Genomic DNA, 15,434 nt, shown 5'->3' on the forward strand with positions numbered 1-15,434 from the left:
ATGCAGCAAAAGATATCAATAAAAGACATTGCAAACCATGTTGGAACATCTATTACAGCGGTATCTTTTGTAATCAATGGCAAAGCCAAAGAAAAACACATCAGCGATAAATTAGCTGCAAAAATACAGAAGGCGATAGATGAGCTGGGTTACCAGCCTAATTTACTCGCCCGGAGTTTAAGAACCGGAAAGTCGAACATTATCGGCTTTCTGGTTGATGATATTTCTAAACCCTTTTTCTCGGGCCTGGCCAGGGCCATAGATGAAAAGGCGGCCGTTCATGGCTATAAAATTATCTTCAGCAGTACAGGGAACGACAGGGAAAGAACAAACGAAATCCTGAATATTTACCAGGAAAGGCGTGTTGATGCTTATGTTGCAGCCCTTGCCGAAGGGTTGGAGACCGAAATTGGCAGGCTTATTGGCGGCGAAACGCCCATTGTCCTTTTCGATCGTTACCTGCCCGGACTTGATGCCGATTACGTATTAACCGATAATTTTTGGTCGACAGCTGCCGCAACGCAACACCTGCTCGATAATGGTTTCGAAAAAATTGGCTTTATTACCATCGATACCCAACAGCAACAAATGCTCGATCGCTTGCGCGGATACAGCGAAGTACTGGATCGTGCCGGGAAAGCCCAGGAGGTTTTAAAAATCAAATATCTGGATTCGGAGCGTACTACCCAGCTAATTAAAACCTTTTTACAAAACAATCCACATTTAGATGCCGTAATTTTTGCCGCTAACTACCTCACTATGGATGGACTCAAATTATCGCGCACCGGCGATGAAGCACTGCTTCAAACCAAAGGGGTAATCTCTTTTGATGATTTCGAATTGCTTGAGTTTATCAGGCCATCCATTACTGCGGTAGAACAACCCATTGAAGCTATTGCCGAAAATATTATCCAGCTCCTGCTTAAAAAACTAGCGGGTGGAGTCGGCAGTAAAGCAGCCAAACCTGTGGTGATTAACCTGCAGGCCAAACTAAATATACGGCAATCGAGTAAGCCCCTAAATGCTTAATTCTATTCTTCATTAATCAGCGATCCTGCTTCCTTAAAAAGTTAGCCCCCTTTCAGTTAATTACCTGTTGCCTGCGCATTAAAGGATTTTGCTATACTATTAAGCTAATTTGTCAAAAAAAAGATTTCTCCGCAGAGATCATTACCTTTAATTGTGAGGTAATCAAATGTGCTGTTTATTACCATCATCCCGAATAAAATTTTAACCAAATAGAAAGATTTAGCATCCGCATTTAACCATAGCCTGTTTAGGTTTTAATGTTGAGTTGCCGGATATAGGGGAGCGTTTTGTGTATCTCCGGCTTTGCAAAGCAAGATAATTAAATGAAAGAACAATCATCAGGACGCCGTGCGTTCATTAAAAAGGCTGGTATACTGGGAATAGGGGTCATGGCTGCCAGATTTCCGGTATGGGGCAATAGCATATTCGCCGCCGGCTATCCAAAGCATAATATTCCTGAAGAAAAAAATATTGATCCCAAATGGCTTGCTTCATTGTACAAAAGAGGCACAGCCACCACGTATAAAAAAAGCAGGAATGAGCTGCGCTATATTGGCATGCCAGTGGGCGGCCTGCACGCCGGAACGGTATATGTTGGCGGCGACGGACGTTTATGGCTGTGGCAGATATACAACGAAACTTTTGAAGGTGCACAAGAAGGGATAGAACCCAAAATTGTAAACTGGAACGATGGTACTACGGTACGTAAAATAAGGCCCAGAGATGGTTCAGCTTACATAGAACCAGCCATTGCCGATAATAAACGAATCCTCGATCAGGGTTTCGCACTGAAAACGGTTGTTGCGGGCAAAACTATTATTAAAGAATTGAATGCCGACCATTGGGATGAAGTGGTGTTTTCGGGTTCCTATCCGGTTGCCGATATTGTGTACACCAGCAAAGATTTTCCTTTAGAGGTGAGGTTGAAAGTTTATTCTCCTTTTATTCCGCTTGATGCGGAAAAATCTGCACTTCCCGCAACCATATTGCGTGTTGAAGTGCTGAATAAAGGAGCTAAAACATTTCCGGTTGATTTGATTGGCTGGATGGAAAATGGCGTAAATAAAGTTAGTGGCAAGCCAGGCTCGGGGAGTAAAACCAATACTGTAAATGTTGGGACTGAATCGGTTGATATTGTTTCGGCGTTTATAACTACCGATGCCAATCAAATCAATGCCAGTGATCACGGCAGCATGTGTTTTACCTATCATGGCGACTATGGCAAAGCCAATCCTGCACTGGATCCATGGCCTGTTGGTACCGCAGATTTTAATCCGTTGAAAGTAGTTACGGCAAAAGTTGATGGAGATGAAAAGCTCGTAGGAGGGATTAGCCTATCGCTGGAACTATTGCCTGGAAAAACCATGCAGGCAGATTATTCGATAAGCTGGCACTTTAACAATGTTAATCCGAAGCTTAAAAAATTGGTGAAGGATGCAGAACAAGGCTATTATTACGCCAGTCGCTTTAAGGATGCGAAAAGCGTTTCCGATTTTATCAAAACCAATTTTAACCAGCTTACTGCCGGTACTGAACTTTGGAGCAATACCTGGAAAACATCAACATTGCCACACTGGTTTTTGGAGCGAACTTTTCTAAATATCGGAACACTAGCAACAGCCAATACCTACCGTTTTGCCAGCGGCCGTTTCTGGAGTTGGGAAGGGGTGGGCGCCTGTGCCGGTACCTGTACACACGTGTGGCAATATGCGCAGGCTATGGCCAGAATTTTTCCGTCGCTCGAACGCGATTTGCGCGAAAGGGTAGATTTGGGGGTAGGGTTTGTAAAAGATACCGGTGCCATTATTTTTCGCGCAGAGAACGAATCGCGTCCTGCAATTGACGGGCAGGCTGGTACTATTTTGCGTTTCTACCGCGAGCACCAGATGAGCCAAAATGATGCCTTCTTAAAAGCTAACTGGACAAAAATAAAGCTGGCTGTACAGTTTATGCTGGCACAGGATAAAAACGGCGATGGCATGACCGATACCCCAATGGAAAATACACTGGATGCGGTATGGGAAGGAGAAATTGCCTGGATAGTTGGTTTATGTATTGCTGCGGCCAGTGCCGCACAGGCCATGGCTACTGAAGCTGGTGATACGGCCTTTGCTGCAATATGTAAGAACTATGTAGAAAAGGGTAAGCAGAACATGGAGCGTGAGCTGTTTAACGGCGAATATTTTATCCATAGGCCTGATGCCGTACAGGGAAGGAAAAAACTGGGTTCTTATAATACCTGCCATATCGATCAGGTATATGGGCAGAGCTGGGCCTTTCAGGTCGGGCTTCCGCGGGTGCTAGATGAAAAGAAAACCCTTAGCGCTCTTAGGTCGCTATGGAAGTACAATTTTACCATGGACGTTGGCCCCTACATTAAAACCCACGTTGGTGGCCGTCCGTATGCGCTGAGCGGAGAGGGTGGTATGGTTATGAATACCAATCCGCACAATGAAGAAGCGCCCTTCGGCGAAGATGTAAGCTGGCAGCTGGGCTACTTTCACGAGTGTATGAGCGGGTTCGAACATCAGGTGGCCGCTCATATGATGGCTGAAGGTATGCATGCAGAGAGCCTTATCCTTACCAACAGGATACATGACCGCCACCATGCCGCCAAACGTAACCCCTTTAACGAGATTGAGTGTAGCGACCATTATGCCCGTGCCATGGCCAGCTATGGTACCTATCTCAGCGCCTGCGGTTTTAGCTACCACGGCCCGAAAGGAATAATTGGTTTTGGACCCAAGTGGAATAAAGAAAATTTCGTTGCAGCATTTACGGCTGCCGAAGGCTGGGGAATTTATAGTCAGAAATTGCAGGGGGTAACCCAGGTGCATCAGTTTCAGTTGAAATATGGTACGTTAAGGTTAAATGAAATCAGGCTGGAAAAGATTGCGAAGCCGGAGGCAAAGCACGTTAAAGTTAGCCTCCTGGGTAAGAACATTAATGCCGTTATGGCTGGTACAGCGGGGCCGCTGAATATCAGGTTGACGCAGGAAGTGACCGTTCAAAAAGATCAAATACTCGAAATTTCAATATTTAGTTAGGGGATGATATGAATAAGCTTAAAAAAATAAAACAGTTGGGTTTAGTGGGCTTGATTGGCTGTGCCATCTGGCTGGCGGCATGCACTGGCAAATCGGAAACGAATAAAAACGAACTAGCTGCAGACTGGAGAACTGAGTTTAAAAAGAAACTCCCGCTGCTTGGGCACCGAAACTGGATCCTGGTTGTTGACAAGGCTTTTCCCCTGCAACAATCGGCTGGTATGGAATATATCTACGCTCCTGAAGGCATGGAGGTTGTATTGCGTGAGGTAATTTCAGGGATCAAAGCTTCCGATCATGTAGCGCCCATTGTTTATCGGGATAGTGAGCTCGAATATATTAAACCATTGGTAGGTGCAAAGGCCGATCAATTAATTAAAGCAACTCAGGTTATATTAAAGGGAACGGCTGTGAACACCATGCTGCACGACTCTTTTTTTAAGCAGCTCGATCGAGAGGCCGGACTTTTTAAGGTTCTGGTAATTAAAACCAACGAAACAGTACCTTATAGCTCTACCTTTATCAGATTAGATTGTGGCTACTGGGATGCAGCCAAAGAAGCAGAGTTGCGTAAGCAAATGGCTAAATAAAGACAGGTCTACTAACCTTGATTTTTCATCCTATTAACGCCATAACATTTACGGAATTCGTACGGAGTTTGGTCGCTTAATTGCAACTGAAATTCGAATAAACTCCGAAGAAAGGATAAACAAAGCCAATTTTAGTGCGAGCTCTGGTATTAAAATAAACCTTCGCAAAAAGGAGCGTTCCAACTTGATAAATTAGTCAGATCTTTCCTTATTTTTAATGCAGATCAACCAGGTCCGTAATTTAGCTCCGCAGATGTCATTAACGCCCGAAACCCTAGCTGTAAAAAATGCAGGATTAGTCTTGTTGAACAATTATTTGCCCATGCTTTTTGAAAGGCTTGGCTTGCTAATCGAAAACAAGGTTTTTACCGGTCTTGCGAGCCAGTGTAAGGCAGTGCAATACGCTGAATTTGCTGTTACGGGCTTATCTGCTACTTCCGAAACCATACTTCAGCTCAATAAAGTGCTTTGTGGTTTGCCACTGGCACAACCCGTGCCCGAAGAAATTGATATCTCCGAAGATCAGATACTGTTGATTAACGGGCTGCTCCAGGCAATGATTGGTTATTGGCCGGCTACAGGTAGCAGTTCAGTTGAAGGTTTCAGGGGCAACTGGCTGGTGCGCGAGGGGTTATTAAGAGAGCTGGAAGCATATTGGGAACTGGTTGTTGAAAAGCGGGCATACGATTTATTACTGAATCAATCGCCATTTACATTTTCAGTGATTAAGTATCCATGGATGCCTAAGCCCCTTCACGTAACCTGGCTTTAGGACTATAGCAGAGCATTATGACAAAAGTATATACCATCATTTTTAAATAAAGTATTAATTTAGAAAGCGATGAGGAAGAAAAAAGCGGCAAAATTAAAGGAAGAAGAGTTTTGGACTAATTTCTTTTATTTCAATATTCCAAGCCATATTAACGAAGTACCGGCTCGCCTTGAGCGGGCCAATTTTAGGCGCTACCATGTAGATGATGAAGAAATAGGGTGGATGATTGAATATGTGCGTAGCATTTACCAGCTTGATTTGGATGGTACCGAAATTACCAACGCCGGAATTGCCTTGTTGAGCACCCTGGATGCGGTTAACGAACTCAGGCTGAAAAACTGCCTTAATATTGATGCAGGCTGTTTGGAAGATTTGCAGCAGATTAAAGACCTTGAGCTGTTGCACATCGGCGGAACCAGCATTGGTGTGGACGATTTGATTGCGGCTCCTCTTAAATTTAAAAGCTTAAAATTCCTCTTACTGGATGACGATGAACTCAATGAAGACAAATTGCAGCTGCTTTATGTTTCATTACCTGGCGGCTGCGAACTTAATGTTAACCATCAGGTTTATCCGTTTTAAACTCCTTATTACCTATTTTTTGCCATATAAGACACATAAGGACATTTATGAACTGTTACGCTTATATGTAACTTACATGCCTTATATGGTACATAAGTGCTTTTTTGTTATCATTTAAGGGCTGTTAAGCGTTAAAATGGCGCAATTGTTTGCTTAAATGATTGAATATTAAGAACGGAAACACCGGTATATTTACAATTGACCAAGTATAGTAAGCCTCCCTAAAAATGAAAGCTTTAATTGTTAAACTGTTTTTTGCCTGCCTGCTGCTCGCATCGCTGGCTGTTAGTGCACAGCAGCGAAAACCCCACAATGTTCTTTTCATTTTAACGGATGATCAGCGTTTTAATACCATTAAAGCACTTAATAATAGCGAAATACAAACTCCCAATATCGATAAGCTGGTAAAAAGCGGAATGGCCTTTACCCAGGCACATATTATGGGATCGCTCGGCGGTGCCGTTTGCGCACCCAGCAGGGCCATGTTACTTACCGGAAGATCGGTATTTAAAGTGCATCAGGATGGAAGTTACATCCCCAATAGCGAGAAAACATTTCCCGAAGTATTTAGGGAGAATGGTTACCGTACCTTTTCAACCGGTAAGTGGCACAGTGATTATTTATCTTTTAACCGTTCCTTTTCAACTGGTGACCATATATTTTTTGGTGGCATGCATACCGAAAAGGAAGGTGGGCACTGGAACCCTAAAATAAATCATTACGATCCGTCAGGGCAATATAAAAATAGCTTTCACGCCAATAAATTCTCTTCGGAATGTTATGCAGATGCTGCGGTTAATTTTCTGGAGCAACCGCAAAATACACCTTTCCTGATGTATGTTGCTTTTACAGCCCCGCACGATCCGAGAACCCCGCCTGCAGCATACCTCTCGTTGTATGATAAGAAAGAAATTGCCCTACCCGGTAATTTTATGCCCGAACACCCTTTTGATAATGGAGAGCTAAAAGTGCGTGATGAGCAGTTATTGGCAACTCCCCGAAATGCCGATAGTGTGAAAGCTGAAATAGCGAAGTATTATGCCATGATTACAGAAGTAGACCATGAAATTGGGAGAATTTTAGATGCGCTCCGTAAAAGCGGCCAATATGAAAATACCATTATTGTGCTTGCCGGAGATAATGGCCTGGCTGTAGGGCAGCATGGCCTATTGGGCAAACAAAATCTTTACGATCACTCAATGCGGGTACCGCTTATTTTTAGTGGTCCGGGTATTCCGGCCAATAAACAAACAGATGCTTACTGCTACTTAACCGATGTTTTTGCTACACTTTGTAAAATGAATAACCTGCCAGTTCCAGGTACCGTAAGTGGCCGTTCATTAAATGAAGCGTTTACCCAAAAGAAATTCAGGGGCCGCGACCATTTGTTTACTACCTACGCTAACCTTCAGCGTGCTGTAGTAAAAGATAATATGAAACTCATCCTGTATAACGTTAACGGAAATCACTCCATACAGCTTTTTGATCTGGCAAAAGATCCTTTGGAAAAAAATAACCTTGCCAATAAGCGGGATAAGCAGGCTATAGTAAAATCGTTAAGGAATTTGCTTTACGATGATATGCGGTTGTACGGCGATTTTTGCGACCTCACAAAAGAAAACTGGGGCTACGGTGGGCGTTTAGAATTTAAAGATGCGTTACGCATCAATCCTTAAAAATAATCAATGAAAACATTAAAGCATTCCGCTCTGTTCATATTCTTCGTGCTCCTGTTTCAGACTGGTTTTGCACAATCTGACACCGCTGTAAACTGGCAAAAATTTCTTTCCCGAAACGATATGGTTTACGATAAACTGAGCACCAAATGGGAAGAAGGCATTTTTACCGGCAATGGTTTGCTGGGCACCATGCTGTACCTGAAAGATAGCAATACTTTGCGCCTAGACCTTGGTCGTACCGATGTAAGGGATGATAGGGCAGGATCGCCGTTATTTGAAAAAGCACGCCTGCCTATCGGGTATTTTGAGCTAAAACCTGTTGGAAACATTGTAAAGAATACCGCACGGATCGATTTGTGGAACGCCGAAGCCAATGGTACCATTGTAACTGATAAAGGAACCATTCAGTGGCGTACCCTTACACTTTCGCAAACAAATGTAATTGTTTTTGAAACCAGGGTGAGTGCCGGAGAAGAGCAGTTTAAGTGGCAGTTCAACCCCGAAGTTTCCATTAGCAGCCGCACAAAATACAGGGGAATTCCAACAGGATATGGTGCTAATCCACCTGCTGTTTTTGCAAATGCAGGCGCTGTTGCATATAGTAAACAACCCATGCTTTCGGGTGGCGATTACACTACGGCGTGGGTGGCAAAAAATAAAGTCGGCAGCCGAACCTATTTCCTGTCGGTAGCCATTGACAGAAAACAATCTGCTGTTAACGAAGCGGTACAAACGGTTAGCAAGGCTGCAAAAGATAACTTGCAACAGTTGCTGAATGTACACCGCCAGTGGTGGCACCAATATTATCCACAGAGCTTTATATCGCTGCCTGATGCCAGAATGGAAAGCTTTTATTGGATACAACAATACAAACTGGCCAGTGGTACAAGGACAGGCAAGCCTGTGTTAGATTTAATGGGTCCCTGGTTTCGCGATACCCCATGGCCGGCCTACTGGTTTAACCTCAATATCCAGTTAACCTATTCGCCATTGTACGCCGCCAACCGGGTTGATTTGGCCAATGGGCTTGTAAAAATGATTGATGAAGGTAAAGCAAACCTAAGCAAAAATGTACCTGCTGCCTATCAATACAACGCAATGGCCCTGGGTAGGGTAGCTACAAGTGATTTATACAGTCCCATTAAAGTGATTAGCGCCAAAGATTCGACCTTATCAGATATAGACCTCGAAATGGGAAACCTTACCTGGTGCCTATACTATTATTGGTTGCAGTACCGCTATACTATGGATCAAAGCCTTAAAGCACGGCTTTTTCCATTGTTAAAAGGAAGCATCAATTACTATATGGATGTGATGGCTAAAGAAGACGACGGTAAATGGCATTTGCCACGAACATCTTCGCCCGAATACCCGGGAGGAATTACCCGCGATTGCAATTACGATTTGTCGTTGCTGCGTTGGGGCTGCCAAACTTTATTGACCATCAATCCAAAGGATGAGCTAGCCGTTAAATGGAAAGATGTTTTAACCAATCTAACCCCTTATCCTAGCGATGCAAATGGTTTGCGTATAGGTCGCGATGTACCTTTTAACCAGTCGCACCGTCATTATTCGCACTTGTTAATGATTTATCCACTGTATACGCTGAATTGGGACCAACCGGAAAGCCGGCCTTTAATAACACAATCGCTAAGCCATTGGCATAGTTTTAAAGGCGCCTTACAGGGCTATTCGTTTACAGGTGGCGCTTCTATGTACGCCATGATGGGGAACGGCGATAAGGCGTTAACTTACCTCAACCAGTTATTTGATCAGTTTATTAAGCCCAATACCTTGTATTTAGAGTCGGGGCCGGTAATAGAAACCCCGCTTGCTGCGGCCACCTCTATACAAGAATTGTTATTGCAAAGCTGGGGCGATAAGATCAGGGTATTTCCTGCTGTTCCAACTGCCTGGAAAGAGCTGTCGTTTAAAAACTTAAGAACAGAAGGTGCATTTTTAATTAGTGCGGTGCTAAAAAATGGCGAAACGAAATGGGTAAAGATAAAAAGTCTGGCGGGCGAACCCTGTGTTATACACCCGGGTATAAACGGAAAAGTACAGGTAAAAGGTAAGGTGGAGTTAAAAGATTTGGGCGAGGGCAATTATTCTTTTCAACTGAAGAAAAACGAAGAGATTGTTTTATATCAAAAAGAGAGTGACTTATTGTTAAAGGCCGAAGCTGTAAAGCAGGATGGAAAAAGCCATTATTGGGGGAGTAAAAACTAAGCAGCCCTGGTGCAGCTTTAGTTTAAATGCTCTTAATTATAATGCCCAGTAAGGCCGCTGCAATAATGATATGTGGTTCCTGTAGTTTCTTTATATAAACGAGGGCAATACCGCTGGCTACAGCAATCAGTGCGGTAGGCAAATCGATAATAGAACGGGTGGCAATTACCACAACCGAACCCACCAATGCGCCTATTACTGCTGCGGTAATACCTTCAACAAAAGCCTTGATGCTGGTGTTTTTGGCAATCTTTTTAAAATAAGGAGCCAACACCACTGTAAAAAGGAAGCAAGGTAAAAATGTAGCCGCCGCCGCTACAGCTGCTCCCGGAAAGCCGTTTACCAGATAACCAATAAAACCAACAGTAATTACCACTGGCCCAGGGGTAATCATGGCCACTGCCACAGCATCTACAAACTGCGATTCGCTTAGCCATTTGTATTCGCTTACTACGCCACTATGTAGAAAAGGCACAATGGCCAGGCCGCTACCAAATACAAATGTGCCTGCTTTTAAAAAGAACAAGCCTATTTCTATAAGCGTAGCTTTAGAGTAGTTCCAAAAGCCCATACCGCTAAGTAATACTATAGGCAGGGCTTTGGGCCTTTTTATCCAGTGGGGAGGTGCTTTAACAGCCATGTAAAGTAGCCCGCAGCCAATAAACAATAAAATTTGTTCTTGTTGGGTAACAATGGTTGTAATAATGGCTATTAAATAAAATACCCACAGCAGCCAGTTCGTTTTTATAGCCGCAAAGTTTAGCTTACCTACCGATTTGACTGTAAGTTTATAGGCGCTCAAGGCAATGATACCAATTACGGCCGCGCCAACGCCATAAAATACCTCACTCATCCAGCTCAGACCGGCGTATGACTGATAAACCATGCCAAGCAAAACCACCATAATAAATGAGGGGAGTACAAATGCCAGGCCGGTAAGTGTGGCACCCAGCAGGCCATAATGTACAAAACCAATGTAAATGCCCAGTTGTGCAGCCAGCGGGCCTGGTGCCAGCTGAGCCAGAGCCAACCCTTCTTTATATTCTTCTTCCGTTAACCAGGCTTTTTGCTCTACCAAATCGCGGTGCATATAACCCACAAGTGCTACGGGGCCCCCAAAGCCCCAGGTACCCAATCGCAAAAAGTAAAGGGTAATATCTTTCCGTGTATATTTTTGGTTAGCCATATTTAAAATGCAATGCCAAATTGAAAGCCGAGGGTAAACGATGCCGGTTTATCGTTGCCAAAACGCAGCGGTAACGGAAGTGCTGCAAAGTAGTTACAGTTTTTACTTTTAATTACGGTTTTGTTTAAAACAGGCGTAACACCGTAACGGCCAGACGTTTCGAAAGCCAGGCGCCCGGCAAAGGTAAAGCCGCTGCCCAGGGCAAGCAATATACCGGGATGAAAGGTGAAATTGCTCATCTTGCTGCTACCGTTTTCTGCCCGCAGTGTCGGAACAAACTCCGCAGAAAAACCAACTTTCTGGCTTTTCCAGATATTGATACCCACCGGCATACCCACTACGTAATGGCCGTCGAAATTGGTATCGGTGCCTGCACTGCTAAATGTAACAATGGGATGCATTATACCAACATAAGCGGCAATTTTAGGATAACTGACCACCGCGCTGTTTTGGCCAAAAGCAGGTGCCGACAAAAATGTTATCACGATAGTTAAATAGCGGAATAAGTTCATGCCACAATATTAGCCTGAACTTAAAACCCAAAATAGAACGTGTTTTACTATTTTGTATCCTTTTTACCTAAACGCAAACTTTTTTTATAATCGAGCGGGTTTTTGCCGGTGTGTTTTTTAAAAATGCGGTTAAAATGGCTCTGATCGGAAAAGCCAGTAAGGTAAGCAATCTCTGTAAGCGAGTAATTTTCGTGACTCATGAATTGAATGGCTTTCTCTACCCGGAGTTTGCGCATGTAATCGCCAAATGTAAGGTTGTCGAAATATTTAGAAAACTCGCGAGAGAGGTAGGCCGGGTTAATTTCCAGCTCTTCTGATGCCTGCTGCAAACTCAGGGTCATGTTGGTGTCGAGCTGGTCTTGTATCATTTCTTTGAGCGTTTGCGCCCAAACCGGTGCTTTCTTGTCTTTTTCCTGTTTAAGGTATTGGTTGTAAACCTGTAACAGCAGTTGTTCTACAGGGCCACTCTGCGTATGTTTCAATTGATATAAATGGGTGGCCCAGGCATAAAGGCCATCGTAAATGGTTAGGCCAAGCTGCAAAAGCTCCTGGTCGTTTTTAATTTGGTAGGCCAGCCCCGAAAAAACAGCCTCCAGGCCTGCCGCCTGCGGTGCAAAATCGTGCCGGTCGGTATCCGCTCCGCGTACTATGGCTGCAACACGTGCCAGCGCCTCATCCTTTAAGCTGTGTTTTTTAATAAAATAATCAAAAGTACACTGGTCGTCATAATGGCTGTATTCTACCCCCGGCATATCGAAAGGTATAGCACCTGTTTCTGCAGCTTTTTCGAGTACCTCGTTGTAAGGCACATACAAAATCTCAGCATCTGCATCAATAAAGCGGAGAATAAGCCAGGGACAGGCAATACGGTCAATCTTAGGGCGTTCTCGGGTAATCCATTTCATGCTACCAAAATACAGCAGAATTCTGTTTAATTTAAGTTATGGCTAAAAATTACTGGTAAAATTAGCAATAACAAGCTCAGGCAGCAACGATACACCTGCTGCGTTTGAACCAGATTGCCAATCAATTGAACCAATAAACAAAGCCCCTTATCCTTACTATAGCCACTTTTGTAACCAACAATTGCACATTAAACAAAAACACTATGGGACTAACAGGTTTAGGAATTTTTCATACCATTATTGGTATTGTTGCCATTGCAGCGGCAATCATTTCATTTGTACGCTTTGGCAAGATCGATTTAACGCAGCTGAGCGGTAAAATATACTTTTATACCACCACTGTTACGGTTTTAACCGCACTGGGCATCTCTAAGCATGGTGGCTTTAATGCCGGGCATGTTTTTTCGGTATTCATTTTTATTTTAGTGGTAGTGGCATTTTGGCTTTCGGTGAAACGAAGCGCCAGTAATAAGGCCCGCTATGCAGAGAATTTTTTACTCTCTTTCAGTTTCTTTCTGTCGCTTATCCCTACCGTGAACGAAACTTTTACCCGCGTGCCGCTGGGGCATCCGCTGGCCAAGGGCCCTACCGATCCGGTAATTGCCCAAACATTAGGGGGGCTCTTAATCGCTTTTATTGCCGGTGCTGTTTATCAGTATATTAAACAACGCAAGGCGGTTAAGATGCGCTAAGCCAAATAGAAGCCACAATATTACCAACTTTAATTTGCTTAACTATTTAATGGTTTAAGATTCGTTTGCAGGCTGTTTCTTTTATTTATCATTAAAGGATTAAGGACATAAAGAGGGAGAGGTTTAATCCTTGTTTATTATTGTGGTTTTTCCAAACATTGCTGGTACTCTTAATCGCTTTTACCAACCCTTAACTTACTTCACTGCTTAATGGTTTAAGAGTCATTTGCAGGCTGTTTATTGATTACATTCATCATTAAGTGATTAAGGACATTAAGAGGGGGAGGTTTAAGGCTTGGGTGAAAAGCCAAACCTTACATTAGTTTTTCTATTTTTATAGCTGAAGGTTTTTTAAACATGATTATCGATCATAAAAAGTATGACTTGTTTGGCAAATCCATGGTGCAGAGCATCAGGATAAAGGCACCCTTTACCTTCGATTTCCCAATTACCGATAATGCCTGCTTTTTGTACATGCTACAGGGTGAAATGCAATACCATCGTGATGAAGACCTGGTGAACATACCACATAAGCATGCGTTGTTTTTAAATTGCATCCAGGCCAGCAAAACCATCAGCAACCTGAATACGGAGGGTGGCGTTAACGAAATTATGGTAGTTAATTTTCACCCCGATATTTTAAAACGGATTTACGACCGCGAAATGCCGGTGATACTGCAGGCACCGGAACGCGTGGTTTCGAACAAGAGTATTGAGGTTTTAAACAACAATTTTTTAATTGAAAAATATATAGAAGGCCTGCTGTTTTATTTTCAGCACCCGGCACTGGTTAACGAAGATATACTGGTTTTAAAACTGAAAGAAATTATCCTGCTACTGGCACAAACGCCTAATGCCCGGGCCATACAAACTATATTTGCCCAGCTGTTTTCGCCCACTACCTACACTTTTAAGCAAATTATTGAGGCCAACCTGTTTGCCCAACTCAGTATCGATGCCCTTGCCCAGTTGAATAATTTGAGCATTTCTTCTTTTAAACGCGAATTTGCCAGGCATTATAACGATACGCCTGCCAATTATATTAAAACCAAAAAACTCGAAAAGGCTGCGGAGCTATTGCTTATTTCAACCGAAAGGATTAAAGACATTGCTTTTAATTGTGGCTTTAACGATCTGGCTAATTTTACCAAAAGCTTTCGGGAGAAGTATCAATGTACGCCGAGTGCGTTTCGTTTGGGGTAGGTTTTGTAGTTAATGAAATTTTGTTTGATAGCGCTGTTTTTACGCAAGGCTTTGCGCACGAAAGCGAGTCTGTTGCTGATCTGTTAACCGGATAGAAAAGCGCAGCTTCTTTACTATTGCGACGCTCACTAAAGTTGGATTTAAGATTACCTTCACCTGCACAAGCGCTGGCTTGTAGTATTATTTGCGAAATCACACTCAATAACCTCTTAAACAAAAAAAGCCCATCTTTCGATGAGCTTTTAATCAAGTAGCCTTGGGAAATAGATTCACGAATGAATTTATCGAAGATTTGCGCCGTTTAGCTAGATTAAACAAACTTAAAGATTAATTCGTATTTGTTTCGCACTTGGATTTGGGACATCGAACTGCCTGGATAAAAGTTCTTCAATAGCTTTTTTAGGTAGATTGAAAATACCTGTAAAAAGGCATCGAACGGTTTGCAAGGAGCATCGCCAAAAGTGTGTATCAGGCCCGATGCACACTTTTCAGTCGTTCAAAATCCTGATAAAACTATTCTACTGACCTGAGTCGCGATACCTTTTCCATATATCTGCATAATATTGTTCATACTCTGCATATGCAACTGACAACTTCTTGGGCATTATTTGGACTATTGGAGCCATTTTTTTTGCATTTTTGCCTAATAGTAATGCTTCGCAGTACGAAACATTCAAGGCGTTATCTAAAGAGTCACTCATAAGATCAATCCTCGATTCAAGGAAGTTAAAACATTTAATTATTTCCGGGATATTATTTTCCACTATTAGATTATTAGTGTACCCCGCAAACACTTCCATACGCGTATGAACCATATAGATATCTTCCTCCTCAATATCTGTTTTTAGAATTGGAAATGATTTCGCCAAATCCTCAAAAAAATCTTCGTCGCTCATTGCTGATTATTAAAGAGGCAAATTAATGATTAATATGAATATCTCGGCAAAATTTGTTCTCTTCCGGCGTCACTAGAATAGATTGCTAGGTATACGAAACCTATTAAAATAC

At 42.9% G+C, this 15,434-nt stretch carries 13 protein-coding genes; 9 read left to right on the top strand and 4 right to left on the bottom strand.

What is annotated here, in order from left to right; translation table 11 throughout:
• The 7 genes from DBR40_RS02795 to DBR40_RS02825 all read left to right on the top strand — a co-directional run bounded on the left by DBR40_RS02795 (position 1) and on the right by DBR40_RS02825 (position 9,928).
• Positions 1 to 1,029: a LacI family DNA-binding transcriptional regulator gene (locus DBR40_RS02795; RefSeq protein WP_124558290.1), complete on the top strand. Its 1,029-nt coding sequence runs from the start codon at positions 1 to 3 to the stop codon at positions 1,027 to 1,029.
• Between the two features lie 323 nt (positions 1,030 to 1,352).
• The gene (locus tag DBR40_RS02800; RefSeq protein WP_124558291.1) at positions 1,353 to 4,076 is read left to right on the top strand and encodes a GH116 family glycosyl hydrolase; all 2,724 of its coding nucleotides are present in this window, start codon (positions 1,353 to 1,355) and stop codon (positions 4,074 to 4,076) included.
• 8 nt (positions 4,077 to 4,084) lie between these two features.
• On the top strand, positions 4,085 to 4,666 hold the full coding sequence (locus DBR40_RS02805) for a hypothetical protein (RefSeq protein WP_124558292.1): 582 nt from the start codon (positions 4,085 to 4,087) through the stop codon (positions 4,664 to 4,666).
• Positions 4,667 to 4,883: 217 nt separating this feature from the next.
• Positions 4,884 to 5,438, top strand: coding sequence for a contractile injection system tape measure protein (locus tag DBR40_RS02810; protein WP_124558293.1), 555 nt, complete (start codon positions 4,884 to 4,886; stop codon positions 5,436 to 5,438).
• Between the two features lie 69 nt (positions 5,439 to 5,507).
• Positions 5,508 to 6,020, top strand: coding sequence for a hypothetical protein (locus DBR40_RS02815; protein ID WP_124558294.1), 513 nt, complete (start codon positions 5,508 to 5,510; stop codon positions 6,018 to 6,020).
• Positions 6,021 to 6,247: 227 nt separating this feature from the next.
• Positions 6,248 to 7,696, top strand: a complete 1,449-nt coding sequence (locus DBR40_RS02820) for a sulfatase-like hydrolase/transferase (RefSeq protein ID WP_124558295.1) — start codon at positions 6,248 to 6,250, stop codon at positions 7,694 to 7,696.
• A gap of 9 nt (positions 7,697 to 7,705) precedes the next feature.
• A complete protein-coding gene (locus DBR40_RS02825; protein WP_124558296.1) occupies positions 7,706 to 9,928 on the top strand; it encodes a glycosyl hydrolase family 95 catalytic domain-containing protein in 2,223 nt (740 codons plus the stop codon).
• A 22-nt stretch (positions 9,929 to 9,950) separates the two neighbouring features.
• On the opposite strand, the gene DBR40_RS02830 is transcribed toward DBR40_RS02825, so the two are convergent.
• Genes DBR40_RS02830 through DBR40_RS02840 form a run of 3 tightly spaced genes read right to left on the bottom strand, consistent with a single transcriptional unit; the run spans position 9,951 to position 12,531 of the window.
• Positions 9,951 to 11,114 carry a chromate transporter gene (locus DBR40_RS02830; protein WP_124558297.1) on the bottom strand — a complete coding sequence of 388 codons (1,164 nt, stop codon included), beginning with the start codon at positions 11,112 to 11,114 and terminating at the stop codon, positions 9,951 to 9,953.
• A gap of 2 nt (positions 11,115 to 11,116) precedes the next feature.
• Entirely contained in the window at positions 11,117 to 11,626 is a 510-nt protein-coding gene (locus DBR40_RS02835; RefSeq protein WP_124558298.1) for a hypothetical protein, read from the bottom strand.
• 47 nt (positions 11,627 to 11,673) lie between these two features.
• The gene (locus DBR40_RS02840; RefSeq protein ID WP_124558299.1) at positions 11,674 to 12,531 is read right to left on the bottom strand and encodes a chromate resistance protein ChrB domain-containing protein; all 858 of its coding nucleotides are present in this window, start codon (positions 12,529 to 12,531) and stop codon (positions 11,674 to 11,676) included.
• A gap of 203 nt (positions 12,532 to 12,734) precedes the next feature.
• On the opposite strand from DBR40_RS02840, the gene DBR40_RS02845 reads away from it, so the two are divergent.
• Both DBR40_RS02845 and DBR40_RS02850 read left to right on the top strand, forming a co-directional pair.
• A complete protein-coding gene (locus tag DBR40_RS02845; protein ID WP_124558300.1) occupies positions 12,735 to 13,223 on the top strand; it encodes a hypothetical protein in 489 nt (162 codons plus the stop codon).
• A gap of 357 nt (positions 13,224 to 13,580) precedes the next feature.
• Entirely contained in the window at positions 13,581 to 14,426 is an 846-nt protein-coding gene (locus tag DBR40_RS02850; RefSeq protein WP_124558301.1) for a helix-turn-helix domain-containing protein, read from the top strand.
• Between the two features lie 518 nt (positions 14,427 to 14,944).
• Here the strand turns inward: DBR40_RS02850 and DBR40_RS02855 are convergent.
• Positions 14,945 to 15,322 carry a hypothetical protein gene (locus DBR40_RS02855; RefSeq protein WP_124558302.1) on the bottom strand — a complete coding sequence of 126 codons (378 nt, stop codon included), beginning with the start codon at positions 15,320 to 15,322 and terminating at the stop codon, positions 14,945 to 14,947.
• Positions 15,323 to 15,434 lie beyond the last annotated feature (112 nt).

This window comes from Pedobacter sp. KBW01 (genome assembly GCF_003852395.1).
In the GTDB taxonomy this organism is placed as follows: Bacteria; Bacteroidota; Bacteroidia; order Sphingobacteriales; family Sphingobacteriaceae; genus Pedobacter.

Excerpts from the sequence above, each read along its gene's own strand:
- DBR40_RS02845 (WP_124558300.1), top strand. The coding sequence starts at position 12,735 with ATGGGACTAACAGGTTTAGGAATTTTTCATACCATTATTGGTATTGTT.
- DBR40_RS02810 (WP_124558293.1), top strand. The coding sequence starts at position 4,884 with ATGCAGATCAACCAGGTCCGTAATTTAGCTCCGCAGATGTCATTAACG.
- DBR40_RS02805 (WP_124558292.1), top strand. The coding sequence starts at position 4,085 with ATGAATAAGCTTAAAAAAATAAAACAGTTGGGTTTAGTGGGCTTGATT.
- DBR40_RS02825 (WP_124558296.1), top strand. The coding sequence starts at position 7,706 with ATGAAAACATTAAAGCATTCCGCTCTGTTCATATTCTTCGTGCTCCTG.
- DBR40_RS02815 (WP_124558294.1), top strand. The coding sequence starts at position 5,508 with ATGAGGAAGAAAAAAGCGGCAAAATTAAAGGAAGAAGAGTTTTGGACT.
- DBR40_RS02830 (WP_124558297.1), bottom strand. The coding sequence starts at position 11,114 with ATGGCTAACCAAAAATATACACGGAAAGATATTACCCTTTACTTTTTG.
- DBR40_RS02835 (WP_124558298.1), bottom strand. The coding sequence starts at position 11,626 with ATGAACTTATTCCGCTATTTAACTATCGTGATAACATTTTTGTCGGCA.
- DBR40_RS02840 (WP_124558299.1), bottom strand. The coding sequence starts at position 12,531 with ATGAAATGGATTACCCGAGAACGCCCTAAGATTGACCGTATTGCCTGT.
- DBR40_RS02855 (WP_124558302.1), bottom strand. The coding sequence starts at position 15,322 with ATGAGCGACGAAGATTTTTTTGAGGATTTGGCGAAATCATTTCCAATT.
- DBR40_RS02795 (WP_124558290.1), top strand. The coding sequence starts at position 1 with ATGCAGCAAAAGATATCAATAAAAGACATTGCAAACCATGTTGGAACA.
- DBR40_RS02850 (WP_124558301.1), top strand. The coding sequence starts at position 13,581 with ATGATTATCGATCATAAAAAGTATGACTTGTTTGGCAAATCCATGGTG.
- DBR40_RS02800 (WP_124558291.1), top strand. The coding sequence starts at position 1,353 with ATGAAAGAACAATCATCAGGACGCCGTGCGTTCATTAAAAAGGCTGGT.
- DBR40_RS02820 (WP_124558295.1), top strand. The coding sequence starts at position 6,248 with ATGAAAGCTTTAATTGTTAAACTGTTTTTTGCCTGCCTGCTGCTCGCA.